This is a genomic window from Sediminibacterium roseum (assembly GCF_009939005.1).
Classification (GTDB): Bacteria; Bacteroidota; Bacteroidia; order Chitinophagales; family Chitinophagaceae; genus Sediminibacterium; species Sediminibacterium roseum.
Genome location: NZ_JAACJS010000002.1, coordinates 447323 through 471864, shown reverse-complemented (window position 1 = coordinate 471864; position 24542 = coordinate 447323). Strand labels below are relative to the sequence as shown.

General features: G+C 49.5%; 20 protein-coding genes. 6 read left to right on the top strand and 14 right to left on the bottom strand.

The genetic code is table 11. The features are described from left to right. The first annotated feature begins 65 nt into the window (after positions 1-65). Both GWC95_RS01995 and GWC95_RS01990 read left to right on the top strand, forming a co-directional pair. Positions 66-2243, top strand: a complete 2178-nt coding sequence (locus GWC95_RS01995; RefSeq protein WP_161816994.1) for a penicillin acylase family protein — start codon at positions 66-68, stop codon at positions 2241-2243. A gap of 30 nt (positions 2244-2273) precedes the next feature. Beyond that, complete coding sequence (locus GWC95_RS01990; protein ID WP_161816993.1) at positions 2274-4070, top strand: M61 family metallopeptidase; 1797 nt, start codon at positions 2274-2276, stop codon at positions 4068-4070. 71 nt (positions 4071-4141) lie between these two features. Here the strand turns inward: GWC95_RS01990 and GWC95_RS01985 are convergent, their stop codons facing one another. The 4 genes from GWC95_RS01985 to GWC95_RS01970 all read right to left on the bottom strand — a co-directional run bounded on the left by GWC95_RS01985 (position 4142) and on the right by GWC95_RS01970 (position 9789). Next, entirely contained in the window at positions 4142-5710 is a 1569-nt protein-coding gene (locus tag GWC95_RS01985) for a serine hydrolase domain-containing protein (RefSeq protein WP_202630188.1), read from the bottom strand. A gap of 96 nt (positions 5711-5806) precedes the next feature. Beyond that, positions 5807-7816 (bottom strand): alpha-ketoacid dehydrogenase subunit alpha/beta, encoded by a 2010-nt coding sequence (locus GWC95_RS01980; RefSeq protein ID WP_161816992.1) that lies wholly within the window; start codon positions 7814-7816, stop codon positions 5807-5809. Positions 7817-7934: 118 nt separating this feature from the next. Beyond that, the gene (locus tag GWC95_RS01975; RefSeq protein ID WP_161816991.1) at positions 7935-8702 is read right to left on the bottom strand and encodes a Bax inhibitor-1/YccA family protein; all 768 of its coding nucleotides are present in this window, start codon (positions 8700-8702) and stop codon (positions 7935-7937) included. A 253-nt stretch (positions 8703-8955) separates the two neighbouring features. Continuing rightward, positions 8956-9789 carry a polysaccharide deacetylase family protein gene (locus tag GWC95_RS01970; protein WP_161816990.1) on the bottom strand — a complete coding sequence of 278 codons (834 nt, stop codon included), beginning with the start codon at positions 9787-9789 and terminating at the stop codon, positions 8956-8958. Positions 9790-10013: 224 nt separating this feature from the next. On the opposite strand from GWC95_RS01970, the gene GWC95_RS01965 reads away from it, so the two are divergent. Together GWC95_RS01965 and GWC95_RS01960 are read left to right on the top strand one after the other, a co-directional pair. Next, on the top strand, positions 10014-11861 hold the full coding sequence (locus tag GWC95_RS01965; protein WP_161816989.1) for a 2-oxoacid:acceptor oxidoreductase subunit alpha: 1848 nt from the start codon (positions 10014-10016) through the stop codon (positions 11859-11861). A 61-nt stretch (positions 11862-11922) separates the two neighbouring features. Continuing rightward, entirely contained in the window at positions 11923-12225 is a 303-nt protein-coding gene (locus GWC95_RS01960; protein ID WP_161816988.1) for a flagellar biosynthesis anti-sigma factor FlgM, read from the top strand. A gap of 88 nt (positions 12226-12313) precedes the next feature. Here GWC95_RS01960 and GWC95_RS01955 read toward each other — a convergent pair whose 3' ends face one another. Then, positions 12314-14551, bottom strand: a complete 2238-nt coding sequence (locus tag GWC95_RS01955) for an FUSC family membrane protein (RefSeq protein WP_161816987.1) — start codon at positions 14549-14551, stop codon at positions 12314-12316. Between the two features lie 119 nt (positions 14552-14670). Between GWC95_RS01955 and GWC95_RS01950 the strand changes: the two genes are divergently transcribed. After that, positions 14671-15009 carry an MmcQ/YjbR family DNA-binding protein gene (locus GWC95_RS01950; protein ID WP_161816986.1) on the top strand — a complete coding sequence of 113 codons (339 nt, stop codon included), beginning with the start codon at positions 14671-14673 and terminating at the stop codon, positions 15007-15009. A 7-nt stretch (positions 15010-15016) separates the two neighbouring features. Here the strand turns inward: GWC95_RS01950 and GWC95_RS01945 are convergent, their stop codons facing one another. The 9 genes from GWC95_RS01945 to GWC95_RS01905 form a co-directional block, all read right to left on the bottom strand. After that, the gene (locus tag GWC95_RS01945) at positions 15017-15475 is read right to left on the bottom strand and encodes a DUF4112 domain-containing protein (protein WP_161816985.1); all 459 of its coding nucleotides are present in this window, start codon (positions 15473-15475) and stop codon (positions 15017-15019) included. A gap of 39 nt (positions 15476-15514) precedes the next feature. Continuing rightward, the gene (gene nth, locus GWC95_RS01940) at positions 15515-16177 is read right to left on the bottom strand and encodes an endonuclease III (protein WP_161816984.1); all 663 of its coding nucleotides are present in this window, start codon (positions 16175-16177) and stop codon (positions 15515-15517) included. Between the two features lie 120 nt (positions 16178-16297). Beyond that, positions 16298-17179: an alpha/beta hydrolase gene (locus GWC95_RS01935; RefSeq protein WP_161816983.1), complete on the bottom strand. Its 882-nt coding sequence runs from the start codon at positions 17177-17179 to the stop codon at positions 16298-16300. 127 nt (positions 17180-17306) lie between these two features. Next, a complete protein-coding gene (locus GWC95_RS01930) occupies positions 17307-17525 on the bottom strand; it encodes a hypothetical protein (protein WP_161816982.1) in 219 nt (72 codons plus the stop codon). Positions 17526-17697: 172 nt separating this feature from the next. Beyond that, complete coding sequence (locus GWC95_RS01925; RefSeq protein ID WP_161816981.1) at positions 17698-18000, bottom strand: FtsB family cell division protein; 303 nt, start codon at positions 17998-18000, stop codon at positions 17698-17700. 149 nt (positions 18001-18149) lie between these two features. After that, positions 18150-19442, bottom strand: a complete 1293-nt coding sequence (gene eno / locus GWC95_RS01920; RefSeq protein ID WP_161816980.1) for a phosphopyruvate hydratase — start codon at positions 19440-19442, stop codon at positions 18150-18152. A gap of 193 nt (positions 19443-19635) precedes the next feature. After that, the gene (gene gldA / locus GWC95_RS01915; RefSeq protein WP_161816979.1) at positions 19636-20544 is read right to left on the bottom strand and encodes a gliding motility-associated ABC transporter ATP-binding subunit GldA; all 909 of its coding nucleotides are present in this window, start codon (positions 20542-20544) and stop codon (positions 19636-19638) included. 106 nt (positions 20545-20650) lie between these two features. Beyond that, positions 20651-20866, bottom strand: a complete 216-nt coding sequence (locus GWC95_RS01910) for a DUF6814 family protein (RefSeq protein WP_161816978.1) — start codon at positions 20864-20866, stop codon at positions 20651-20653. Between the two features lie 10 nt (positions 20867-20876). Beyond that, on the bottom strand, positions 20877-22406 hold the full coding sequence (locus tag GWC95_RS01905) for an MFS transporter (RefSeq protein WP_161816977.1): 1530 nt from the start codon (positions 22404-22406) through the stop codon (positions 20877-20879). Positions 22407-22583: 177 nt separating this feature from the next. Between GWC95_RS01905 and acs the strand changes: the two genes are divergently transcribed. Continuing rightward, positions 22584-24509 carry an acetate--CoA ligase gene (gene acs / locus GWC95_RS01900; RefSeq protein WP_161816976.1) on the top strand — a complete coding sequence of 642 codons (1926 nt, stop codon included), beginning with the start codon at positions 22584-22586 and terminating at the stop codon, positions 24507-24509. Positions 24510-24542: the final 33 nt, after the last annotated feature.

The window sequence follows — 24542 nt, the reverse complement described above, 5'->3', positions numbered from 1 at the left end:
GTACAGCGCTAACTTTTGGAAAGTTTTAAACTTTCCAAAAGTTAGCGCTGCGCAAAACATTTCGCATGAAAAAGTTTTTATTGCTGCTCATCATTCCAATGTATTCGCCTGCCCAAACCTTTACGCCCGCAGAAACAAAACGGAGGGAAGAGCAGGCAAAGCGCGTAACCATCATCCGCGACGGCTGGGGCATCCCGCATGTGTATGGAAAATCGGATGCAGACGCGGTGTTCGGTTTGTTATATGCGCAGTGCGAAGACGATTTCAAAAGAGTGGAGATGAATTATGTTGAGAAACTCGGGCGGCTGTCTGAGATCAACGGCGAAAGGGACCTTTACAACGACCTGCTGATACGCATGCTGATCGATACCGCGGCGGCCATCAAAGACTACAACCAAAGCCCGCCCTGGCTCAGGAAATTAATGAATGCCTATGCAGACGGCATCAATTACTACCTGTTCCGTAACCCGGGTACAAAACCCGCACTGCTAAAGCGTTTCGAGCCCTGGTATCCCATGTTATGGACAGATGGAAGCATTGGCGCCATAGACATTGCCGATGTTTCTGTGAATGAGTTAAAGAATTTTTATTCAGGCGAAGCGGTTACTGCCGCTGTGGTTCGGGGGGATGTTGATCCCTTGCCGGGCGGCTCAAACGGTTTTGCGATCGCACCAAAGAAAACCGCATCGGGCAATGCGATACTGTACATCAACCCACATGTAACTTTTTATTTCCGACCCGAAGTATCTGTGCAAAGCGAGGAGGGGCTGCATGCGTACGGGGCCGTTACCTGGGGACAATTTTTTATCTACCAGGGATTCAATGAACACCTTGGATGGATGCACACATCGAGCTACAGCGATGTGGCCGACTCGTACGAAGAGCAAGTGAGTAAAACGGAAAATGGTTTTGTATATGCATACGATGGAAAAACAAGACCGGTTAAAGTGAAAGATATTTCAATACAATATTCAGCCGCGGGCACGATCCTTTCCAGGACATTCAAAACCTACTACACGCACCATGGGCCGGTGATGGCCAAAAGAAACGGCAGGTGGATCAGCGTACGCGCCAACAACAGGGATGCGAAGGGCCTGATCCAATCCTGGCAACGCACCAAGGCAACTGACCTGGCGTCGTTTACAAAAACCATGGAGCTGCTCGCCAATACATCCAACAATACGGTTTACGCAGACGACAAAGGCAACATAGCCTACTGGCACGGCAACTTTATGCCAAAGCGCGATACGGCATACAACTGGTCGAAACCCGTTGACGGCAGCACACCCGCAACCGAATGGAAAGGGTTGCACACGCTTTCAGAATTGATACAGGTAAAAAACCCGGTGAATGGTTTTATCCAGAATTGCAATTCCACACCCTTTACGGTTTCGGGTAAGGGAAGCCCGGCAAAAGAAAACTTTCCTTCTTACATGGCCCCCAACGGCGAGAATTTCAGGGGCATCAACGCAGTGAAGGTATTGAATGAGAACAGCGCGTACGACATCGATAAAACCATCCGTTCGGGATACGACACACACCTTGCCGCATTTGATGTATTGATACCTGCATTGCTCGATGCCTTTCAAAAAAAGAAAAACGATACCGTTTACCAGCCTGCTGAAACAGCGATTGCCTTGCTGCGCGAATGGGACCGGAACAGTTCAGAAACATCCATAGCAACCACCATTGCGATAGAGTGGGCGCAACGCATATGGCCAGCCATACTAAGAGGAAAAGGCGCGGACGATAAAAGCGACCAGGTTGACAAAACAAAAAACTTTGCGGCTACGGCATCGGCTGAAACGCTGCTGAATCCATTACTGGCAACGCTTACAGACCTGCGAAAAAAATTCGGCGACTGGCGCAAGCCCTGGGGAGAGATCAACCGGTACCAGCGGTTGACAGGAGAACTGGTTGAAAAATTTGACGACAACAAACCCAGCATCGCCTGCGGTTTTGCCGCGTCTACCTGGGGTTGCCTGCCCTCGTTTGTAAGCAGAACCTATGCAGGCACGGATCTCAGGTATGGGTACAACGGAAACAGTTTTATCTGCGCAGTTGAATTTGGCAGAAAGGTGAAAGCAAAATCATTGCTTGCCGGTGGAGAAAGTGGAGACATGCGATCCAAACATTTCGGCGACCAGGCAGAAATGTATGTAAAAGGAAAATTCAAAGACGTACTGTTTTACAAAGACGAGGTGGTGAAGCATGCAGAGCGCACCTATCACCCCGGGCAATAAACCAATCATTCGATAAAAAGAACCGACAACATGAGAACAATCACCCACATTCTGGCATTGCTGGCCATTGCAGTTTCCGTACAGGCGCAAAAACCCGGTCTTTCGTTTACGGTTACCGTAAAAGATCCCGCGGCGCATATCTTACACGTGCAGTTCCGTTGTTCAGGTATAAAGAAAGAATCCATCGAATTCAAATTAGCCGCATGGACGCCCGGATATTATCAATTGATGAACTACGCAGACAATGTTTCTGCTTTTCATGTTACCAATGGCGCCTCAACCGATACACTTTCATGGAGCAAGGTTTCTGCCAACGGCTGGAAAGTGGATTCAAAAAACAACAACACACTCGTTATCGATTATGATGTAAAAGCGCCACGCGCATTTGTGGCCGCAACCTATGCGGATGCGGAACGTGCCTATATTTCGCCGGCAGGCGTTTTTCTTTACCCGGATGGAATGATCAACCAGCCCGTAACGGTAACCGTTGTTCCGCTCGAAGGATGGAACACCGTTGCCACAGGACTGGAACCGGTACCCGGGAAGGCCAACACTTTTACCGCACCGGATTACGACGTGCTTTACGACAGCCCTTTTTTGATGGGGCAGCTTGAATCGTTCCCCACCTTTACGGTAAATAACATTCCGCACAATTTTGTTGCTTTCAAACCCGGCGACTTTGACAAGGCGCGTTTGATGAACGATCTTCAAAAAATTGTTACCGCCGCATCAAACATCATCGGCGATATTCCTTACAGGCATTATACATTCCTGGCCATTGGCCCCGGTGGTGGCGGTATCGAGCATTTGAATTCTGCATCCATCTCATTTGCGGGCGCGCGTTTGTATGGATCAAAAACATCGATGATCACCATGTATAATTTTCTTGCGCATGAGTACTTCCATCATTACAATGTAAAACGCATACGGCCCATAGAGCTCGGGCCATTTGACTACGACAAAGGCAGCCGCACAAAAATGCTATGGTTGTCTGAAGGAATTACGGTGTACTACGAATACATCATTTTAAAACGCGCAGGTTTTACCGATGCGGATGAAGTGTTCAAAACATTCTCTGCCTCCATCAGCGCCTATGAAAACAAACCCGGGCGCCAGTTCCAGACGCCTGCCGATGCAAGCTTCACCACATGGGAAGACGGCCCTTTTGGAAGAACGGGGGATGATGCAAACAAAACCATTTCGCCTTACGATAAAGGGCCCGCACTTGGGATCCTGCTTGATTTCAAGATCCGGCATGAAACAAAAAACAAAAGATCGCTCGACAACCTGATGCGTTTGCTGTATAACAAATATTACAAAGAAAAGAACCGCGGTTTTACAGAAGCCGAGTTCAGGAAAGAAGCGGAAACGGTGGCAGGCACATCACTCGCTGATTTTTTTGATTACATCTACACGTTGAAGACCGTTGATTATCCAACCTATTTTAACTATGCGGGTCTTGCGATCGATACAGCAACACACGATCTTCCCGGGGCGTGGCTGGGCGCAAATGTGCGCAGCAGGAACGATTCGGTTTTTATTGCATCGGTCGACTGGCAATCCCCCGCATGGAACGCAGGCATGCGCCCGCGTGGCGTGATCACAAAGATCAATGGCGAACCTGCGAATGAAAAGTTATTGAAGGATGCGATAACCGCGGCAAAGAATGGCGATCAGGTGAAAATTGCTTTCACTACAGCAACGGGAACCAGGGAAGAGAACATCAGGTTGGGCACAAAGAAAGAAAAGAATTTCACCATCACCCGGATCGCTAACCCGGATGCATTGCAGAAAGAGATTCTGGCGGGATGGTTGGGAGAAAAATAATTTTGTAAGCAGTCGAACAAAAACGGGTTGTGAGGCAAGACCATCGTTCAAACTTCACAGCCCGTATTTATTTATTCTATCAGCCTGATCTTGTATTCCTGTATCAAACCCGGGTTTTCCGGTGTGAGGGTAAAACTGATCAATACATTTGCTTTCTCTCCTTCCATTACAAACGATCCGCGCAACTGGTTTTCGGGGTTGATCTCGCGGATGTTTTTTATTCGGCCTGCCCTGTCGAAAATACTGTTGGCGTCTTTTTGCATCGTCTCGACAAAATAATCAAGAAAGAAATTTTCAGCGAATATGCCGCTGGTTTTTGCATTGGTAAAATCAGGCAGCAGTTTAACAAGTTCGTTTTTCCGTTGTTTCAATATATCTGATGGCACGATCTGTCTTGGTTTCAACTGCGCCATCCTGATCAGCGTGTCCATCACGATGATATTGGCGGTACCTGCCGATGCGTAGGTATTGTTTGCAAAGAAGATCACGCCCAATCCATATTCAGGAAGTATGGCCCAGTTGCTCCCGAAACCTGGCAGGCCGCCGCTGTGCCCCACCGTTTCGCGCGCTTCGCAGTCTTTGCTCCAGCGCAGGCCATAGCCGTAGGCAGCTGTGGTTGGACATGCCCGTCCGCCCGGGTATTTATAATTTGCATTCAGCGAAGCAAACCTGGATGGCTGGTGCATTTCGCGTATCGAACTTCTTTTCAACGGGCCCGCATCCCAGTCATTTCTTGGCGGCCATGCAGATTGGTGCAGGGCAACATATTTACTGAACGATTCTATCGAGGTGATCATCCCACCCATTGCACCGTAAATGCCATCGTGAAGCAACGCTTCTTCGCGCCAGTTATCGTTGATCCACCGGTAGCCATGCGCCAGCTGGTTGGCCGGAACCTTTGTGTATTCCCATTCTGCCTGCTGCATGCCCAAGGGTTTCCAGATGTTTTTTGCAATGTATTCGCTGTAAGCAACACCCGTCACTTTTTTAATGATGTGGCCGAGCATGGCAAAGCCTAAATTGCTGTATTCATATACAAGGCCCGGATCGTTTGAAAAAGAAATTCCTTTTTTGATCAGGCTGATGAGGTCCGCATCGGTATCGGCCAGTTGCCTGTCGCCCCAGGGATTGTCTTCCGGGAAACCCGCCGAATGCGTAAGCAGGTTGCGTATGGTGATCTCCGGCGCATCGGCGGTTAACTTCTGGCCCTTCATTTCGGGGATGTAGAGATAAACGGGATCGTCCAGCTTCAGTTTGCCTTCATCGCGCAATTGCAGGATCGCCATGGCGGTAAAACTTTTACTCATGGAAGCGATGCGGAACATCGATGTGGTGGAGGCAGGAATTTTTTTATTGATGTCGATGTAACCGCCACTTCCCGAATACACCAATTCGCCGTCGAGCATGATCCCGAATGCGTAACCGGGAAAATGATTTTTCTGGGCATACTCGCGGTAGATCATTTCCACGATCGGGAAAAACATCTCCACTTTTTTGCGCCTGTTCTGGTCGGTAAATGCAGGCGCCTTGTAAGCTTTGTTTGGGTTGGGAGCTACCGCCGTGCTTTTATTCTGGCTGAACACATTGATAGAAACAAAAGACAAACCAAGCAGCAAAAATCTTTTCAACGCAAGCATCATGTTGTTCTAATTAGTGTGAGACATTCCGTTCTGTATACAATTTAACCGCAGTTTCGCAGATTACAGAATTAAAATCGCCGGAACTGCTCCTTTTGCTTAATAATTGAGCAGCCGCTGTATGTATTCATGGATCTTGTTTTTTGCCATGAAGTTCTTTTCCAGTTCCAGGTTAAAGGGGATGGGTGTATCGAGCGATGCGCAGCGCATCACCGGCGCATCCAGCAATTCAAAACAATGCTCGCTGATCCATGCGCTTATTTCGCCGCCGATGCCGCCGGTCAACGTGTCTTCGTGCAGCAACAATACCTTCCCCGTCCTGGCAACCGCCGCTTTGATGGCCGTATGATCGAGCGGGGCGAGCGACCTGAGGTCGAGGATGTGAAGCGATACGCCGGGGTGCTGCTCCTGGTATTCGCTTGCCCAATGCACACCGCTTCCATAGGTGATCACGGAAATGTCTTCTCCCTGTTTTACCACCCTTGCCTTCCCGATCTCCACTTCATAATATTCTTCGGGCACCATGCCGCTGATGCTCCTGTACAATGCCTTGTGTTCAAAAAACAAAACAGGGTTGGGATCGTTGATCGCTGCAATGAGCAAACCTTTCGCATCGTGCGGTGTGGATGGATACACCACTTTCAGTCCTGCCACATGCGTAAACCATGCCTCGTTGCTTTGCGAATGGAAAGGCCCTGCCCCAACACCCCCGCCTGTGGGCATGCGTATCACAACATCGGCATTTTGTCCCCAGCGATAGTGGATCTTGGCGAGATTGTTTACGATCTGGTTGAAACCTACGCTTGCAAAATCTGCAAACTGCATTTCCATAACGGATTTATATCCTTCCAAACTCAATCCCAGTGCGGACCCTACAATTGCGCTTTCGCACAGGGGTGTGTTGCGGATGCGCTCCTTGCCAAATATCTCTACAAAACCTTCTGTTATTTTAAACGCGCCGCCGTATTCTGCGATGTCCTGCCCCATAAGGATCAACTCCGGGTGTTGCTCCAAACCCTGCTGCAGTGCGGATTTGATGGCATCAACAAAACGGGTTTCCGTTTGCTGCCCGGCGCCCGCGACCTGGATGGTATCGTGGTCGATGATCCTGGCTTTTGTTTTTTCCGGCCTGCGCATAAATACATCGTTGAGCTCCTCTGCTTCATCCGGCTTTATGGGTGCGGCTTCTGCGGCCATCTTCAATTCTTCATCGATGTAATTCTTGAATTCATTTCTGATGTCTGCGACCTGTGTTCCCGTGATCACGTTTGTATCCAACAGGAACTGTTCATAGTTCCTGATCGGATCCTTCGCGCCCCATTCTTCAAACAATTCTTTGGGAACGTATTTTGTGCCGCTTGCTTCCTCATGCCCGCGCATGCGGAAGGTCATGCACTCTACCAGGTAAGGTTTTTGGTTTTCGATACAATAATCGCGCACGCCGCGTATGGTATCGTATACGGTTAGAATATTATTGCCATCTATCTTTACGCCTTCGATGCCATATCCTTTTGCTTTGTCAACAAGGCTTTCGCAGCGGTATTGTTCATTCACCGGCGTGCTTAACCCGTAGCCGTTGTTTTCGATCACGAAGATCACCGGCAGGTCCCATACGGCTGCAACGTTCAGCGCCTCGTGAAAATCGCCTTCGCTTGTTCCGCCATCGCCGCTGAAGGCGAGCGATACCTTGTTTTCTTTTTTGAGTTTGTAAGCGAGTGCAACACCATCCGCAATGGCGAGTTGCGGGCCAAGATGCGAGATCATTCCACAGATATGATGGGGTTTGCTCCCGAAATGAAAACTTCTTTCACGCCCTTTGCTGTAGCCTTCCTTGTTACCCTGCCATTGCATGAACAGTTTGTGCAATGGCATTTGCCTGGAAGTGAAAACGCCCAGGTTCCTGTGCAACGGCATGATCCATTCATCTGGTTGCAACGCAAGCGTACAGCCCACAGAAATGGCCTCCTGCCCTATACCGCTGAACCATTTGCTGATCTTGCCCTGCCGAAGGAGGAGGAGCATCTTCTCTTCGATCATCCGCGGCATGAGAAGGTTCCGGTAAACGTATATCAATTCTTCATTGGTGAAGTTCTGGCAATTGAAATCCATGTTTGTGTTTTTGAATGCCTGGCCAACGCAGCTACAGATGGCTAAACTACCGATAAATAAAGACATAAAAAAAGCCATCCGCAAACGCGGATGGCCCTCAATTTGTTTGAACCGGTGCTTATTTGTTGTTTGCCAGCTTGCTGAGCAAACGTACTATTTCGAGGTATAACCAAACCATGGTTACGAGCAATCCGAATGCCCCGTACCATTCCATGAATTTGGGTGCGCCGCGTTCTGCGCCCTGTTCGATCATATCAAAATCAAGGATCAGGTTCAGCGCAGCGATTGCCACCACGAACAGGCTGATGCCAATGCTCAGCGCAGAGCTGTCGTAAAAGAACGGCATACTCACACCAAACATGCGCAGCACCATTGAGATCAGGTAAAATACCGCAATACCCAGCGTAGCGGAAATGACAACCGATTTAAATTTCTCTGTTGCCTTGATGATGCGGAAATTGTAAAGTATAAACATCGCGATGGCCACACCGAAAGTAAGTCCAACCGCCTGCATGATCAGTCCCGGGTAAGCCTTCGCGAACTGTGCATTGATCACTACAGAAATACCGCCGATGAACAATCCTTCGAAGAGCCCGTACAATGGCGCCAGGTAAGCTGCCCAGTTGGGTTTAAAGGTGATCGCGATCGCGGTGATCAGTCCGCCGATCATGCCCCCGATCATCCAGCCGTACATTGTGTTGGGTTGGCCGTTCTCAAAAAGGTTCCAGGTGTACGCGGCACCGGCGATCACCATCAATAATAAAAATCCAAACTTGTTGATTGCACCCCGCACACTCATCGTGCCCTGCATATTCGCCTCGATCTGTTTGCTTCTGTCAAACATTTTCTGCGTAAGCGTAGGGTTGCCTGATTTGTAAAGTTCCATGGTATGATAAGAATTATGTGGTGTAAATATAAGGTATTTGCAACGTGGTTTTTATAAGAAAACTCTAAAATGAAAAAGCTGTTTTTTAGTGAACCAAGCGGGTTGGCTTTTGTTATAGTGGGTCGTTTTTTAGAGGTTTTTGCCACAGATTTCACAGAAGGACACTGTTGGTTTCCGTGGGCTTGAACTTTGCGCAACAACAGTGTCCTTCTGTGAAATCTGTGGCAAAAAAAAAATGACTTGCGTTGAGCCGCTATCGCAAAGGTTTTAACCCCGGGTAATGATCCACCGTCTCAAAAACATAGTGCGGGTTTTGTTTGAGAAGGGCAATGAATTTGGCCAGCGAGTCGGCATCTGCGGGGCGTTGGAACATGCGGTCGTGGGTAAGGATAACGAGGTGGTTGGGCACATGCGTTTGCCCTTTCGCAAAAGCGCTGTCTACCATGCGCGCCATCTGTACCGGCGTTTGCACCGGCCGCGCGCCGCGTTTGCTGAAATGCCATTCGGCATCCCAACCGATTACATTGTAACCGGCGCTGTCGAGCAGGTGCGCAACGGGGCTCACCAGGCCTGTTGCTTTTACTTCCCCCTGCCGTACCCAGGAGCGGTTGCCCGGCAGCCGGGCAATTTTATAAGGGATGTGTAATGAGTCCTGCGCCGCAAAAAAATCCGATTCCGCTTTCAGCGGGTGATGGTAGAATGCAACATATTTTCCATTCGCATGCGTATAACTGTGGTTGGACAGCAGCGACTGCGGGTAGCTGTTGCGGATCATCGACACGATCTTTTTACCGTCGCTTTTCATCGCAGTATGCAATCCCACCATGAAGAAACTGGCTTTGATGTTCTCTGCCCTGCAGAGATCGAAACAGGTAACGGTACCGTGTTGCGGGCCGTCGTCGAAACTTAAATAAATGTATTTTTTGGTGCTGTCGTAATGGAGGGGCCTCCACTCGAATTTATCTACCGGGCCGGCATCCGCCTTTTCTTCGGGGTCGGTTCCGTGGGCGCGCAAACAGCCTGTAAAACCTGCACATATCGTCCCGAGCAATACAACCCATAAGCAGCCCTTTCCCGCACTTTTCATTTTCTGCAATTAGTTTGAAACAAAGATACAGGGCTGCCCTAAATACCCGCTTAAAATGCGCCGGTAATTGGGAAGGAATTTGTTAAAACCGGTATGCCGGGTGAATTCCGGGGCCATCTCAGGAACGTTTCGTACTTCGTAATTTGTACTTCGTACTTTCGCTTACTTTCGCAGCGTTCAACATTCAAAATCGTTATATTAGCTTATAAATACAACCAACTAACATGGAAAGGAAAGAAGAGCTCTTACAGGATGTGGTGATCAAGTTTGCGGGAGACAGTGGCGATGGGATGCAGTTGACGGGGCAACAGTTCACCAACAATACGGCTATGCTGGGTATAGACCTCGCTACTTTCCCCGATTTTCCCGCAGAGATCCGCGCCCCTATCGGCACTTTGCCCGGAGTGAGCGGTTTCCAGCTCCATTTTTCGTCAGATAAAGTTTTTACACCCGGTGATATTGCCGATGTACTGGTGGCCATGAACGCCGCGGCCTTGAAAGTAAACCTCAAAGCCATCAAACCCGGTGGAAAGATCATTGTAAATACAGAGGGATTTGACGCAAAGAACCTTCGTCTGGCCAACTATCCCGAAAGTGTTAATCCTTTGGAAGACGGCAGCCTCGACAGCTACGAGCTGATCCGCATCGATGTTACCAAACTCACGCGCGAGGCCCTCAAAGATTTTCCGGAGCTGGGCAACAAGGAGCGCGACCGCGCCAAGAACATGTTTGTGCTCGGGTACATTTATTGGATGTACAACCGCAGCCTCAGCAATACCATCGATTTCTTACAGGAAAAATTCGGGAAGAAACCCAGCATTCTTGACAGTAACATCAAAGTACTGCAGGCCGGTTACAATTACGGCGATACCACGGAGACCTTTACCACAAGATACAAAGTGGAAAAAGCGAAAATGGTTCCCGGCACTTACAGGAGCATCATGGGTAACCAGGCATTGTCGCTCGGACTGATCGCCGTTGGCGAAAAAAGCGGCCTGGAAATTTTCCTGGGCGCCTATCCCATCACACCGGCTTCGGATATCCTGCATGAGCTGAGCAAGTATAAAAATTTTGGCATCAAAACGTTCCAGGCCGAAGACGAGATCGCGGCGATCGCTTCGGCAATCGGTGCAAGCTATGGCGGGTCACTGGGTGTTACGGCAACCTCAGGGCCAGGTATGGCGCTGAAAACAGAGGCGATGGGCCTGGCGGTAATGTTTGAGATCCCTTTGCTGATCATCAATATCCAACGCGGCGGGCCATCAACCGGTCTTCCTACCAAAACAGAACAGAGCGATCTCATGCAGGCCTACTACGGAAGAAACGGCGAATGCCCCATGCCTGTACTTGCTTCATCTACGCCCAGCGATTGTTTTGATGCGGTGTACGAAGCGGCAAGGATCTCGATACAACACATGACCCCGGTTGTTTTACTGAGCGATGGTTACATTGCCAACGGTGCAGAACCCTGGAAATTTCCCACGCAGGCGGATCTTCCGCCGATCACGGTCAATTTCAAAAAAGGACTGGCAGAAGACGAGCCGAAATTCCAGCCATACCGGAGAGACGAAAAATTGGCGCGTTCATGGGCCATACCGGGAACTCCGGGACTGGAACACCGCATCGGCGGATTGGAAAAACAGGATGTTACGGGCAACATCAACTATGAGCCGGAGAACCACCAGCACATGGTGAACATACGCCAGGCGAAAGTTGACAAGATCGCGGATCATATCCCGTTGCAGAAAATAGACAGCGGACCCGAGAAAGGAAAAGTACTGGTGATCGGCTGGGGGTCAACCTATGGCGCCATCAAAAGCGCGGCACTGCAGTTGCAGGCCGAGGGGCATGCGGTGAGCCATGCGCACATCCGTTACCTGCGCCCGTTCCCAAGAAATCTTGGCGACATGATGAAGAACTTTGACCACGTGCTTGTGCCCGAGATCAACAAAGGCCAGCTCGTAAAAATCCTGCGCGACCAATACCTGGTGGATGCAAAACCTTACAACAAGGTAATGGGCGTGCCCATTACAAAGGGAGAGTTGGTGGATGTGATCAAAAAAATGTTGTAATAATAACTTCGCGCGCCGAAGTAAAAGACGCGGGTTTTCCTGCGGGTGAAAAACGAAAAAAATGATATCGCAAGAGAAGATAAAAGAGCTAAGGCAATCTATAAAAAATGGAGTTCCCGCAGAAGAGATACGTGAGCGCATGTTGCGCGATGGTTATACAGAAGAAGACATTAAGCTTGTACTCGCACCCAAGCAATACGATATGCGGCCCTGGTTTTTCTGTGCGGCCGTGCTTTGTTTCCTCGTTGCTTTTTACAAGGTGATGACCCATCAGAAATCTTTCCTGATGTTTGCTTTTGCCGTCGTGTTCTATGCATTTTTTGAGAAGGAACGCAAACGCGTGGCAAAAGAAAATACGCCCTAAGCTTTCAGGTTTAGAAAAATCTTTTGAATCCAGCCCTTACCCGGGGTTTAAGTGAACGTGAGGCAATATATTTTAATCACCAAGGAAATTAATTCGCTTCCAGCTTCATACTGATCTTCTCCACATCCACCGCGATCTTGTAGATAAAATAAAACTGGTCGGTGATGGATTTGAAATCCGACAACATTTTTCTGGTCGCTGTTTCCATTTGCCCCGATTTCAATTCCTCCTGTCTTTTTACAACCAGCTGGTTGATGCGCTGCCCCAGTAAACGGATCTGTTCGGGATCTGTGTTGATGACAAGGTTGCGGTTCTCTTTCTTCTTCTCATCATCCAGCAGATCGAGCGATCGCTGCAAAGCCTGCGTGGTGGCGGTTATCAGCGGGCGGTAATCGTCTGTGACGTATTCCTGCGGAACAGAATCCGCGTAATAGGAGAGCGTGGCAATATGCGAAGCGATCATGTGGTTGGCCACCACGAACTGGTGAATCTCCTTTGCGTTCTTCTGTTTGCGTTTGGGCTCCGATAACATTTTGGTGAACGTATCCGATAAGTTGGCGAGCGAGACCCAGCTGTTTTTCCGCATCACCACTGCTTCCTGTTTATCGAATGTTTTTCCTGTAAAGGTTGCGGTGATGCGCTCGTAATATTTCAGGATGTCTTTCAATGCGTCGCTCATGTATTCGTTGATGCGCTCGTGTTCCCATACCGGGGCGATCAGGTAGCCAAACACGATGGCGATCGCCGAACCGATCGCCGTATCGATCACGCGGTCGATCATAATGGCGCGGAAATCTTTGGGGTCGAGCAGGTGGAACATCAACAGGAGATACAGGGTCATCAGCGTAACGCTTACCAGGTATTTTTTCCGCATAAAACTGTAAGCGCCGATCATGCTCACGGCAAGCAGCACCATGATCGTTGTTTTGTCTTTTACAAGATACAGTACCAACGCGCCCACGCTGGCGCCGATGATCGTTCCTGTAAGACGTTCGAAATTGCGGGTGCGTGTTAAACTGTACGCGGGTTTGAGAATTACGATCACGGCGAGCAGGATCCAGTAGTTGTGCCCGATGGGAAAGAACAACCCAATCACGTACGCAAACAGAACCGCAGCAGAAATACGGATGGAGTGGCGGAAAATATTGGAGCGGAAGGAAAGGTTATCGATGATGAGTTGCCGGTCGATGGACTGATGCATGATAAAATCTTCCGGGTCGGGCGCATTGAGTTTTTTCCTGCGCAGTTTTGCATCGTACGATGTATACTGGTGAAGGGTCCTGATGTGCGTGGCGATCTCATCGATGCTGTCAAGGATATGCCGCAGGCTTATGAACCCGTCGATGTTATCGGGGCGCAGCCGTTCCAGGCGAAGTTGCTGCAAATGTTTTCTTTCGGCAATGAGTTCTGCATCTATGCGTTTGTCGTAACCCGAACGCCTCCCGCTTTTCAAAGCGATGCCGATCTCATCGAGTTCCGCTGCAAGTGTGTTGATGAGGTGCCGGTATTCAGTGAGTATGTCTGTATCGTCGAAATAGCGGTGCAGTTTTTCATAATCCTGGTGCGATGTCATGGCGATCTCAAAAAGATCCGCCACATCCATGAATACCATCATCAGCACGCGCCCGGTATGCGTGGATTCTTTTACGATGCTTCTTGTTTTGAAAAGCAGTTCCGCAACCAGCGCCTGTTTTTCCTGCACGATGATCTGCGTACGAAGGATCTCTTCGTAATTTTTTTCCCGGTCCGTGCCCGTATCAAAAAAGACCGCTTTCGCTTTGAGGTAATCGCCCGTTGCCATCACGTATTCACCCAGCGCCTGCTGGATGATCTTGTAAGGGCGGAGCGTATTCATCAACAGGCTGAGCAGGATATACCATACGCCACCTGAGAGGATGTACAAAGCATTGTAAACGATCTGCCACCCTTCGTAACGGTGTTCTGTCTGCAGCACCAGCACAAACAAAGCCGCGAGCCCGATGGATGTTGCGCGTGTTCCATACACACCGATCATCGAAAAAACAAAACACGCCACCGGCAGCAGCAGCATAAAAAGCCAGGGTACCTGCTGCACCAGGCTCACGATAATGGCCACCACAAAATTGATCAGCGCACAAACCACCAGCCCGTTACGCCGGTGGTGAATGGGGCCCGGATTATCCGTAATGCTCACACACAAGGCACCAAGGCCGATGGCAAGGCCTACCGGCAAGAGATCATAATACCCCAATATAAAAACAGGAATCAGTACGCCGGCAGTAATGCGCACGCCTTCACTTACATAGTGCGAACTGATAAAACTGCGGTATTCCTTGAGGTAATCCATAAGGCAAAGTTAGGCGTTGGCCGTGAGGTGTGCGGGGTTTGGTAAGGGAGTTTGAGGCCGAGAGCGGGTAAACGCGAATGAACCAATTGATTTAACTTTAGTCAAAACTCCTGGCAGCTATGGACATCGAGCAACTGCAGCAATACTGTTTACGCAAAGAAGACGTGGAAGAAACGTTTCCTTTTGGCCCCGACACACTTGTTTACAAGGTAAATGGAAAAGTTTTCCTGTTGTGCGGGCTTGAGAACAATCCCCTTCGTTTCAATGCCAAATGCGATCCCGACAGGGCCGTTGAGTTGCGGGAAGAATATCCTGATAACGTTTTGCCGGGCTGGCACATGAACAAAAAACACTGGAACACAGTAGTGGCCAACGGCAATATCCCTTCAAAACTGGTAAGGGAACTGATCGATCATTCCTATGAACTGGTTAAGGGAAACAGGAAAAAGAAAACATAAACCCGTGTTATTGTATCAGCCCCCAGATCCACACCAGTATGCGGTAGCTTACCCAAACCAGCAGTGCAACAAAAACGAGGAGCACTAAAAGAACAGGAACGACCACTTTCCATGCGCCTCCCTTGTGCCGGCCCTCTTCGTAATGTTCCATCATCAGTCGCATATTGCGCTGGTTGGCTTTGAATGCGAAGTCGAAGATGTCGCCGATAAAAGGGATGGACCCGATCAGTGCGTCGATCACGACGTTGAGGATCATCCGCGCCAGCACAAACCCCGATGCCCCGTTCTGCGCCAGCACCATCACCATAACGGCCGACACGGCAAAGCTTGAAAAATCGCCTGCCCCGGGTATAAGGCCGATCAAAGGATCGAGCCCAAAACGGATCTGTGTGCCCGGGATCCGGAATTGCGAGTCCATGAGCTTTGCCCAATGCTGCAAAAACCGCAGTGATCTTGTCTGATTCATACCACAGTGCCAAAAATAATCGTGCCGCGTTTCCCGCAACTAGTCCTGGCCCGCGTAGGGCGCAACAAATGTTTCGTAGTATTTGCACCATTGCGTAAGCGGGCACTCGTGGCATTTGGGATTACGGGCAACACAAACATACCGCCCATGCAGGATGAGCCAATGGTGTGCACGGTGAACCATGTGCTCGGGAATGTGCCTGATGAGTTCCTTTTCTACGGCAAGCGGCGTAGAAGCGCCGGCACTTACCAGGCCGATCCGTTTGCTTACACGGAACACATGCGTGTCAACCGCCATGTTGGGCTGTTCGTCGATCACGCTGGTGATCACGTTGGCGGTTTTTCTTCCAACGCCGGGTAACTGCACCAGTTCATCAACCGTCATCGGCACCTGCCCATTGAATTTTTCGAGCAGCATGTTGGCCATGCCGATGAGGTGTTTTGTTTTGTTGTTGGGATAAGAAATGCTCCTGATCAAAGGAAACAGGTCGTCGAAATCCGCCGCCGCCATTTTCTGCGGCGTAGGGTATTTTCGGAAGAGGGCAGGTGTTGTGAGATTCACACGTTTATCCGTGCACTGCGCCGATAAAATAACAGCTACGAGCAGCTGGAATGGATTGTCGTAGATCAACTCCGTTTCCGCATCCGGAATATGCTCCTGGAAAAAATTGAGAACGTGTTCGTAGCGCTGCTTTTTGGTCATTGGAGAGCGGTGAGTGGTCCGTAGTGAATGGTGAAATTACGGATAAGTTAATTTTCGGTATTCGAGATTTTCATGGGATTAAAATCGATACACTGTCATTTCCATCCACTGTTCACAAGATTACTTTTGCCTGAAACTGTCCCCGATAAATGCGAGTGCATCCGTAATACCGGTTCGCCAGTAGGTCCATGAATGGCCGCCATCGCGCACGCGGTATTCGTGCGTAACTTTCTTATCGGTGAGCAGGATGTGGAGCAGGGAATTTCCCTTGGTTAAAAAATCGTCGTCGCCGCAGTCGATCCAATAGCGAACTTTTTTGAGATCGTCCGCAGGTTTTGTTTCTACGATCTTAAGCACTGAATTATCGTACCAGCTTTTGTTAAGCCTCTCTTTCCCTTTCAGCCCGCGCCCATACAATTGTCCGAACACCGCTTCGTAGCGTGCATCTGCAGTGTTTACGGCGGTTTCATCGTCGTAGATCGCAGCGCTCAGTGGTGCGGCAGCAGCAAAAAGTTCGGGGTATTTCAATGCATAGATCATCGTTCCATAACCACCCATCGATAACCCGGCAACGGCCCTGTATTTTTTTTCTGCTTTGATGCGGAATGTTTTTTCAACGGTTGGGATGAATTCTTTCACAAAAAAATCTTCATAGCTTTCTTTTCCATCGTATGCATTCACATACCAGCTTGTTCCTCCATTGGGCATTACGATGATCATTGGCGGAATGGTTCCTTCCGCGATGGCCTTGTCGGCATACCGGTTCACTTCACCAAATTGCAGCCAGCCGGTATTGTCGTCTGTGTAGCCGTGCAGCAGGTATACCACGGGGTAAGTACGGTTGGATGTTTCATAGTCCGAAGGCAGGTAAACCGTATACGCAACATTTTTTGAAAGGATCTTACTCTGGATGTTTTGTGTTTCGATAACCTTGCCACGTGACTGTGCGTTTGCGGCCAAAGAAAACAAGGCAAGAAAGCATGCTGCAATGAGATGTTTCATGTAAAGGTTTTTACCTGATAAATGTAGCTGAAAAATCGCAACGGTGGTATCGGTATAAGCCGGCAGGACAAAAACGCAACCAGCCGTTTCACAAATGCGAACAGGCCGGAACGAAAGTACCGCACTACTATTTACCCACGTGTTTCATAATCTCCCGCAAAGATTTTTTGGAAGGCGACTGCAGTTTGAGCTTGTCAAGCTGTTTGATGGTACGTTGCAATACCTTGAGCCGGTCCTTTAATGCAAGATCATCATCCGCCAATGCTTTTTCGATGGCGGTGGTGAGTTGGGGTGAAGCATCTTTGTATAGGTACAGGATCAGGTCCTCTTCTTTAAATGTTTTCATACACGGTGCGGCTGAAAGCCACCGGCCTGGCCGCCGGCTTTACCGTTTACAGCCAGAGCTTAAGGGCTGATAGCTACGGCTACCAGTTCCCAACGGTGTGTACTAAAACGGGAAAGCAAAAGGAATATTGTTGGCGCGATCACAAAGCGCTGCCAACGTTTTTGCGGGGATTTTATTTTTTTGCTGCTGCAGAATCTTCAATAATATAGATATCCTCGCCATTTTTCTTCATCAGGTAACGCTCGCGGGCAAATTTTTCGAGGGCTGCGGGGTTGTTCTGCAGGTCCTGGAGCTCTTTTTTTGTGCGTTCGATCTCCTGCACATAATACGCTTTCTTGGCTTCCAGCTTGGCCAGCTCCGCCTGCCTGTCTTTCTGCTGGAAATAATCCCGCTGGTCAAAAAACAGCATCCACACCACAAAAAACACCGATGCCACAAGGTATTTGTTGGTGATGATGAGGGCGAGCTTTTTCATGGGTGCAAGCTACTGGCTATTGGCGGTTGCCTGTTGGCTGTGGGTAAAAATTGCTGTTGCGGCCGGGCTACGCACATGTGAGGAAACATGTGTATGGTAAGCTTCGGGCCATGGTTTGTAACCGTGGCCCGAAGCTATTGGTCACCCGTCTATTTGGTTCCGAACTTGATCTTTCCTTTGGGATAAACACCGGTGCTTCCCAGCATTTCTTCGATACGGATCAGTTGGTTGTATTTGGCAATACGGTCGGTACGCGATGCCGAGCCGGTTTTGATCTGGCCGCAGTTCAGCGCCACCGCGAGATCTGCGATGGTGGTGTCTTCTGTTTCGCCGCTTCTGTGGCTCATGATCGTATTGTAGCCGTTGTGCTGCGCCAGCGTTACCGCATTGATGGTTTCGGTAAGCGTTCCGATCTGGTTCACTTTCACCAGCAGCCCGTTCGCAATGCCTTTGTCGATGCCCGTTTGCAGGCGGTTCACATTGGTTACAAACAGGTCGTCGCCCACCAATTGGCATTTGCTGCCCACTGCCTGTGTTAACGCTGCCCATCCGTTCCAGTCGTCTTCTGCCATACCGTCTTCAATGGAAGCGATCGGGTATTGTTTCACCCATTTCTCCCAGAACTTAACGAGTTCATCGCTGCTCACCACTTTGCCGCTGCTTTTATGGAAAACGTATTTTTTCTTTTTCGGATCCCACAGTTCGCTGTTGGCGGCATCCATTGCGATCACGATCTGTGATCCTGTTTTGTAGCCTGCCTGCGTGATGGCCTCGAGCACGGTTTCGATCGCTTCTTCGTTGCTCTGGATATTGGGTGCAAAACCGCCTTCATCGCCCACATTGGTGCTGAATCCTTTTTTCTTCAATACACTTTTCAGCACATGAAAGATCTCTACGCCCCAACGCAATCCTTCGCTGAATGAAGGTGCGCCAACCGGCATGATCATAAACTCCTGGAAATCGATCTTGTTATCCGCATGCGCACCGCCATTGAGGATGTTCATCATCGGCATCGGCAACGTTTTCGCATTGGTACCACCGATGTAGCGGAACAAAGGGAGCGCCGCTTCTTCTGCCGCTGCTTTTGCAACCGCCATGCTCACCGCGAGTATGGCATTGGCGCCGAGCTTTGTTTTATTGGGCGTGCCATCCAGTTCTATCATGGTTTCATCGATTGCTGCCTGTTGGGCCACATCGAAACCAACAATTTCTTCCGAAATGATATCGTTCACATTCTTTACCGCCTTCAATACCCCTTTACCGGCATACTTCTTTTTATCGTTGTCACGCAACTCTGCCGCCTCGTGAATACCCGTACTGGCGCCACTCGGCACCGCCGCACGCCCCAGCGCGCCATCGTCTGTTAATACATCTACTTCTACAGTGGGGTTACCGCGGCTGTCTAAGATCTGTCTTGCATGTACTTCAATAATGTAACTCATGGTCGATTGCTTGTTTGGTTATGGTTTGATTGCTTGTGTCTCTTAAATGAGACGCAATTTAAGCAATTACGGGCTTCCATACTGCCACAGATTTGCCGGAACAACATCGTTCCACCCTACCTGCACCATACTGCACCAGCCTTTTCTGTTCTGTGTGAATTCCGGTTGAGGCTCCACCCGGGCACTGGGCGACTTAATCGCGGGTGAGCGATTTGAACACCGCTTCCAGGCTTTGCCCTTCGGTTTGGAGGGAAACAACATTGAGGTTATACGCAACCGCCAGGTTTAACAGGTGCTTCCTGACCTGGTCCGGATTAGCGGTCTGCAGCCTGTAATGCGATCCGCTCACTGCATCGATCGCATTCACTTCCTGCAAACGTTTTAAGATAGACGGGTCGATATCGTTGCCAAACTGAACGTTCACGATGTGCTGGTCCTTCTTACCGCGCTGGAGATTGGCCAGGGTATCATCGGCCACAATATTTCCCTTGTTGATGATGATGACGCGGTCGCAGATCGCCTCCACTTCCTGCAGGATATGCGAAGAAAAAAGTACGGTCTTGTTTTTGCCCTGCGCCTTGATTACGTTCCTGATCTCGATGATCTGGTTGGGATCGAGCCCGCTGGTGGGTTCATCGAGGATCAGCACCTCCGGATCGTGTATCAGCGCAGCGGCGAGGCCAACGCGTTGCTTGTATCCTTTCGACAACTGCCCGATCTTTTTTTTCGACTCTACCGTTAACCCGGTTAAGGCGATCACATTTTCAACTGCCGCCTTTTTATCTTTCAGTCCGTGAACACCCGCCACAAAATACAGGTACTCGCGAACGTACATATCCGGGTATAATGGATTGGCCTCCGGCAGGTAACCGATCTTTTTCTTTACGCCAATGGGTTCTTTGTTCACATCAAGGCCACAAACAGCGGCCTGCCCCTTATCAGACTGAAGATATCCTGTAATGATCTTCATCGTCGTGCTCTTACCCGCCCCGTTCGGCCCCAGGAAACCAACGATCTCGCCTTTTCCGATCCGGAAAGAAATATCGTTCACCGCTTTCTGTTCACCGTATTGTTTGAGCAGTTGTGTAATTTGTATGGACATGTGGCAAAGTTAGGAGTTAGTACCCTGGTGCAGGGCGTTTGGTGGTTAAGGAAGCGTTAGAGTTGTTGGGGATCGGGCGTTTGACCATTTCGAACCCTGACCCAACTCAATTGTCGTACTCCCCTTTCACCGCGTACCAGCCAAAAACAGAAATGCCAATAGCGATCGGGATGAATACAACCACGAAAACGCCCCATTGGATTTTTGTGTCCATCACCGGTTTGGCTGCAATTTCTGCCGCGGCGGTTTTAACGAGATAGAACACCGCTACCGGGCCGAGCAATAACCAGATAATGCCTGCTATTCTTTTTACTTTATTCATAATAACATTTTTAATCGTTCACCTCCGGGTCTATCCTGTTGCTGATGTACAATGCCCCGATCACCAGGCAAACTGCAGCAACAATGATGGGATACATCAATCCTGCCAGCTTATCATTGGTATAGATCGTGGTAAGCAAAGTGGCCACGAACGGTGTTAACCCGCCAAACACACCGTTGCCGATGTGATAGGGCAGCGACATAGATGTATAACGGATCTTTGTAGGGAACAACTCAACCAGGAAAGCCGCAATGGGCCCGTACACCATCGTTACATAAACGATCATGATAAAAATGATGAATACCATTTTCCAATAATCGCCCTTGCCCACTGTTTTTGAAATTTTAACATCGGGCTTCAGCGTTGTTTTCCCAACAGCAGCGTACACGGTGTCTTTTGTTGTTTCCGTAACGGTCATACCGTCTTCGTAGAATTTTTTTACAACAACGGTCCGCACGGTATCTGCCATGCCCGCTACCGGTGTTCTTGTTGTTTTGATCTGTTTGAGGTCAGTGATCGCTGTTTTGTTCGTATGCTCACTCAACGTAAGCAATTGTTTGAACAGGAACTGGTACGAAACGATCGCCAGCAGCATACCCGCCAGCATGATCCATTTGCGGCCCACCTTATCGCTCCAAGATCCGAATACAACAAAGAACGGCGTGCCAAACAAAATGGCCCAGATCAGTATCGTGCGCGATTGATCGAAATCTATTTTACAAACATTCTCGATAAACGACTGTGCATAGAACTGGCCGGTGTACCACACAACGCCCTGCCCCATGGTTGCGCCAAACAGGGCCAGCAAAACCATTTTCAGGTTCGACCTGTGCCCGAAGCTTTCTTTCAACGGGTTCACAGAACGTGTGCCGGATGTTTTCAGTTTTTCAAACAGCGGCGATTCTTTCATCTTCAAACGGATGTAAATAGAAACCACCACCAGCACGATGGAAACAAGAAACGGGATCCTCCATCCCCAATCGTTGAATTTGGCGATCGATTTCGCCTGGTCGGCATCAAGGCTGTGCCTGGTCAGCAGTATCACACCCAGCGATACAAACAAACCAAGCGTTGCGGTTGTCTGTATCCACGATGTAAAAAATCCCCGCCGGTGTGCAGGCGAATGCTCCGCCACATAAGTAGCGGCTCCGCCGTATTCGCCGCCGAGTGCAAGGCCCTGTACCAACCGAAGAAGCAGCACGAGTATCGGCGCAGCGAAACCGATCGTTTCATAACTCGGTACCAGGCCGATGGCGAAGGTTGATCCGCCCATCAGCACCAGGGTGAGCAGGAACGTGTATTTGCGCCCGATCATATCGCCCAGCCTGCCAAACACCAATGCACCAAAAGGCCGAACAATAAAACCCGCCGCAAAAGTGGCCAGCGTGGAAAGCAATGCTGCAGTCGGATTTGTTTTTGGAAAAAACTGGTTGGCGAGCACGGTGGCAAGACTGCCGAAAATGTAAAAATCATACCATTCGATCAATGTGCCCAGCGATGAGGCGCCGATCACTTTCCAGATGCCTTTTGTTTGTTTCATATAGATGTAATGGTTTTCAAATTAATAATTAGTAATTAATAATTAGTAATTATTAATTGTGCCGGTGAAACAACTAACAGGTGTTTGTGAAAGACGCCGCTATCCCGGCCCAATAATTCCTAATTATTAATTACTAATTATTAATTATTAATTTGCCCGGTAAACAAGGCTACGAAAATGTCATACCCCTACCAGATAAGTTCATTCGAGGAATACAAGGAAAAATACCGGCAAAGCATCAGCGACCCTTCTGCATTCTGGGGCGATGTGGCGCAACATTTCAGCTGGCGCAGGAAATGGGACACCGTGCTCGAATGGAACTTTACAGAACCAAAAATCGAATGGTTCAAAGGTGGAAAACTCAACATAACAGAGAACTGTCTCGACAGGCACATTGCCACACGCGGCGATCAACCCGCGCTGATATGGGAGCCCAACGCACCCGACGAGAACAGCCGCACCTTATCCTATAAAATTCTGCTGGAGAAAGTTTGCCAGTTTGCACAGGTGTTAAAAAACAACGGCGTAAAAAAAGGCGACCGGGTTTGTATCTACATGGGAATGATTCCCGAGCTCGCCATTGCAGTGCTTGCCTGTGCAAGGATCGGTGCGATACACAGCGTGGTGTTTGGAGGATTCTCCGCGCAGAGTATCGCAGACAGGTTGAGCGATGCCCAGGCAGCGTTCATCGTAACCTGCGATGGCGCTTTCCGCGGCGCAAAAGACATTCCGCTGAAAAGCGTGATCGATGATGCGTTGATCGGAAACAAAACAGTAAAACGCGTGATCGTTTGCACCAGGACACGCACACCCGTTTCCATGATCAAGGGAAGAGATGTTTGGTGGGAAGAAGAAATGAAACACGTGGAAGAACAAGGCATCACCTTCATAGAAGCAGAAGAGATGGATGCAGAAGACCCGCTGTTCATCCTGTATACATCGGGCTCAACAGGTAAACCAAAAGGCGTGGTGCATACCTGCGGCGGTTATATGATCTGGGCGAACTACACTTTTGTAAATGTTTTTCAATACCGGTATGGACAGGTTCATTTCTGCACGGCAGATATTGGCTGGATCACGGGACATACCTACATTGTATACGGCCCATTGAGCGCCGGCGCCACCTCGCTGATGTTTGAGGGCGTTCCAACCTGGCCCGATGCCGGAAGGTTCTGGGACATCATCGACAAATACAAAGTAGCCATTTTCTATACCGCACCAACCGCCATCAGGAGCCTGATGGGTTTTGGACAGGAGCCCCTGCAGGGAAAAGATCTTTCATCATTGAAAGTGCTGGGCACGGTGGGCGAACCGATCAACGAAGAAGCATGGCATTGGTACGATGAGAACGTGGGAAAAAAGAAATGTCCCATCGTAGATACCTGGTGGCAAACCGAAACAGGCGGCTGCCTCATCAGCAACCTCGCAGGCATTACGCCCGCAGTGCCGAGCTGGGCAACGCTGCCGATGCCAGGGTTACAAATGGTGCTGGTAGACGAGAACGGAAAAGAGATCGTTGCCGAAGGAGAGGAAACCGTTTCGGGCAACCTGTGCATCAAAGCACCGTGGCCGGGTATTCTCCGCACCACCTACGGCGATCATGAAAGATGCCGCACCAATTATTTCGCTACTTACGAGAACATGTATTTCACGGGCGATGGCGCGCTGCGCGATAAAAATGGTTTCTATCGCATTACCGGGCGGGTAGACGATGTGCTGAACGTGAGCGGCCACCGCATCGGCACCGCGGAAGTAGAGAACGCGATCAACATGCATGCAGGCGTTGTGGAAAGCGCGGTGGTGGGTTACCCGCACGACATCAAGGGCCAGGGCATCTATGCATACGTGATCTACAATGGCGTGCACCACAGCGATGAAACATTGATCAGGAAAGACATACTCCAAACCGTAACGCGCATCATCGGTGCGATTGCAAAGCCCGATAAAATCCAGTTTGTGAGCGGTTTGCCTAAAACGCGCAGCGGAAAGATCATGCGCAGGATCCTAAGGAAGATCGCGGAAGGAGAAGTTTCAAATCTCGGCGATACTTCTACTTTGCTTGATCCGGGTGTTGTAGAAGAGATCAGGAACGGCAAACTCTGATAAATATATACCCCGCCGTATTCTAACGGCGGG

Bases quoted from the DNA above. Each gene is read 5' to 3' on its own strand.
- GWC95_RS01930 (WP_161816982.1), bottom strand. From the start codon at position 17,525: ATGAAAACATTTAAAGAAGAGGACCTGATCCTGTACCTATACAAAGAT.
- GWC95_RS01965 (WP_161816989.1), top strand. From the start codon at position 10,014: ATGGAAAGGAAAGAAGAGCTCTTACAGGATGTGGTGATCAAGTTTGCG.
- GWC95_RS01975 (WP_161816991.1), bottom strand. From the start codon at position 8,702: ATGGAACTTTACAAATCAGGCAACCCTACGCTTACGCAGAAAATGTTT.
- GWC95_RS01935 (WP_161816983.1), bottom strand. From the start codon at position 17,179: ATGAAACATCTCATTGCAGCATGCTTTCTTGCCTTGTTTTCTTTGGCC.
- GWC95_RS01985 (WP_202630188.1), bottom strand. From the start codon at position 5,710: ATGATGCTTGCGTTGAAAAGATTTTTGCTGCTTGGTTTGTCTTTTGTT.
- GWC95_RS01980 (WP_161816992.1), bottom strand. From the start codon at position 7,816: ATGGATTTCAATTGCCAGAACTTCACCAATGAAGAATTGATATACGTT.
- GWC95_RS01995 (WP_161816994.1), top strand. From the start codon at position 66: ATGAAAAAGTTTTTATTGCTGCTCATCATTCCAATGTATTCGCCTGCC.
- GWC95_RS01990 (WP_161816993.1), top strand. From the start codon at position 2,274: ATGAGAACAATCACCCACATTCTGGCATTGCTGGCCATTGCAGTTTCC.
- GWC95_RS01950 (WP_161816986.1), top strand. From the start codon at position 14,671: ATGGACATCGAGCAACTGCAGCAATACTGTTTACGCAAAGAAGACGTG.
- GWC95_RS01960 (WP_161816988.1), top strand. From the start codon at position 11,923: ATGATATCGCAAGAGAAGATAAAAGAGCTAAGGCAATCTATAAAAAAT.
- eno (WP_161816980.1), bottom strand. From the start codon at position 19,442: ATGAGTTACATTATTGAAGTACATGCAAGACAGATCTTAGACAGCCGC.
- GWC95_RS01910 (WP_161816978.1), bottom strand. From the start codon at position 20,866: ATGAATAAAGTAAAAAGAATAGCAGGCATTATCTGGTTATTGCTCGGC.
- nth (WP_161816984.1), bottom strand. From the start codon at position 16,177: ATGACCAAAAAGCAGCGCTACGAACACGTTCTCAATTTTTTCCAGGAG.
- GWC95_RS01970 (WP_161816990.1), bottom strand. From the start codon at position 9,789: ATGAAAAGTGCGGGAAAGGGCTGCTTATGGGTTGTATTGCTCGGGACG.
- GWC95_RS01945 (WP_161816985.1), bottom strand. From the start codon at position 15,475: ATGAATCAGACAAGATCACTGCGGTTTTTGCAGCATTGGGCAAAGCTC.
- GWC95_RS01905 (WP_161816977.1), bottom strand. From the start codon at position 22,406: ATGAAACAAACAAAAGGCATCTGGAAAGTGATCGGCGCCTCATCGCTG.
- GWC95_RS01955 (WP_161816987.1), bottom strand. From the start codon at position 14,551: ATGGATTACCTCAAGGAATACCGCAGTTTTATCAGTTCGCACTATGTA.
- gldA (WP_161816979.1), bottom strand. From the start codon at position 20,544: ATGTCCATACAAATTACACAACTGCTCAAACAATACGGTGAACAGAAA.
- GWC95_RS01925 (WP_161816981.1), bottom strand. From the start codon at position 18,000: ATGAAAAAGCTCGCCCTCATCATCACCAACAAATACCTTGTGGCATCG.
- acs (WP_161816976.1), top strand. From the start codon at position 22,584: ATGTCATACCCCTACCAGATAAGTTCATTCGAGGAATACAAGGAAAAA.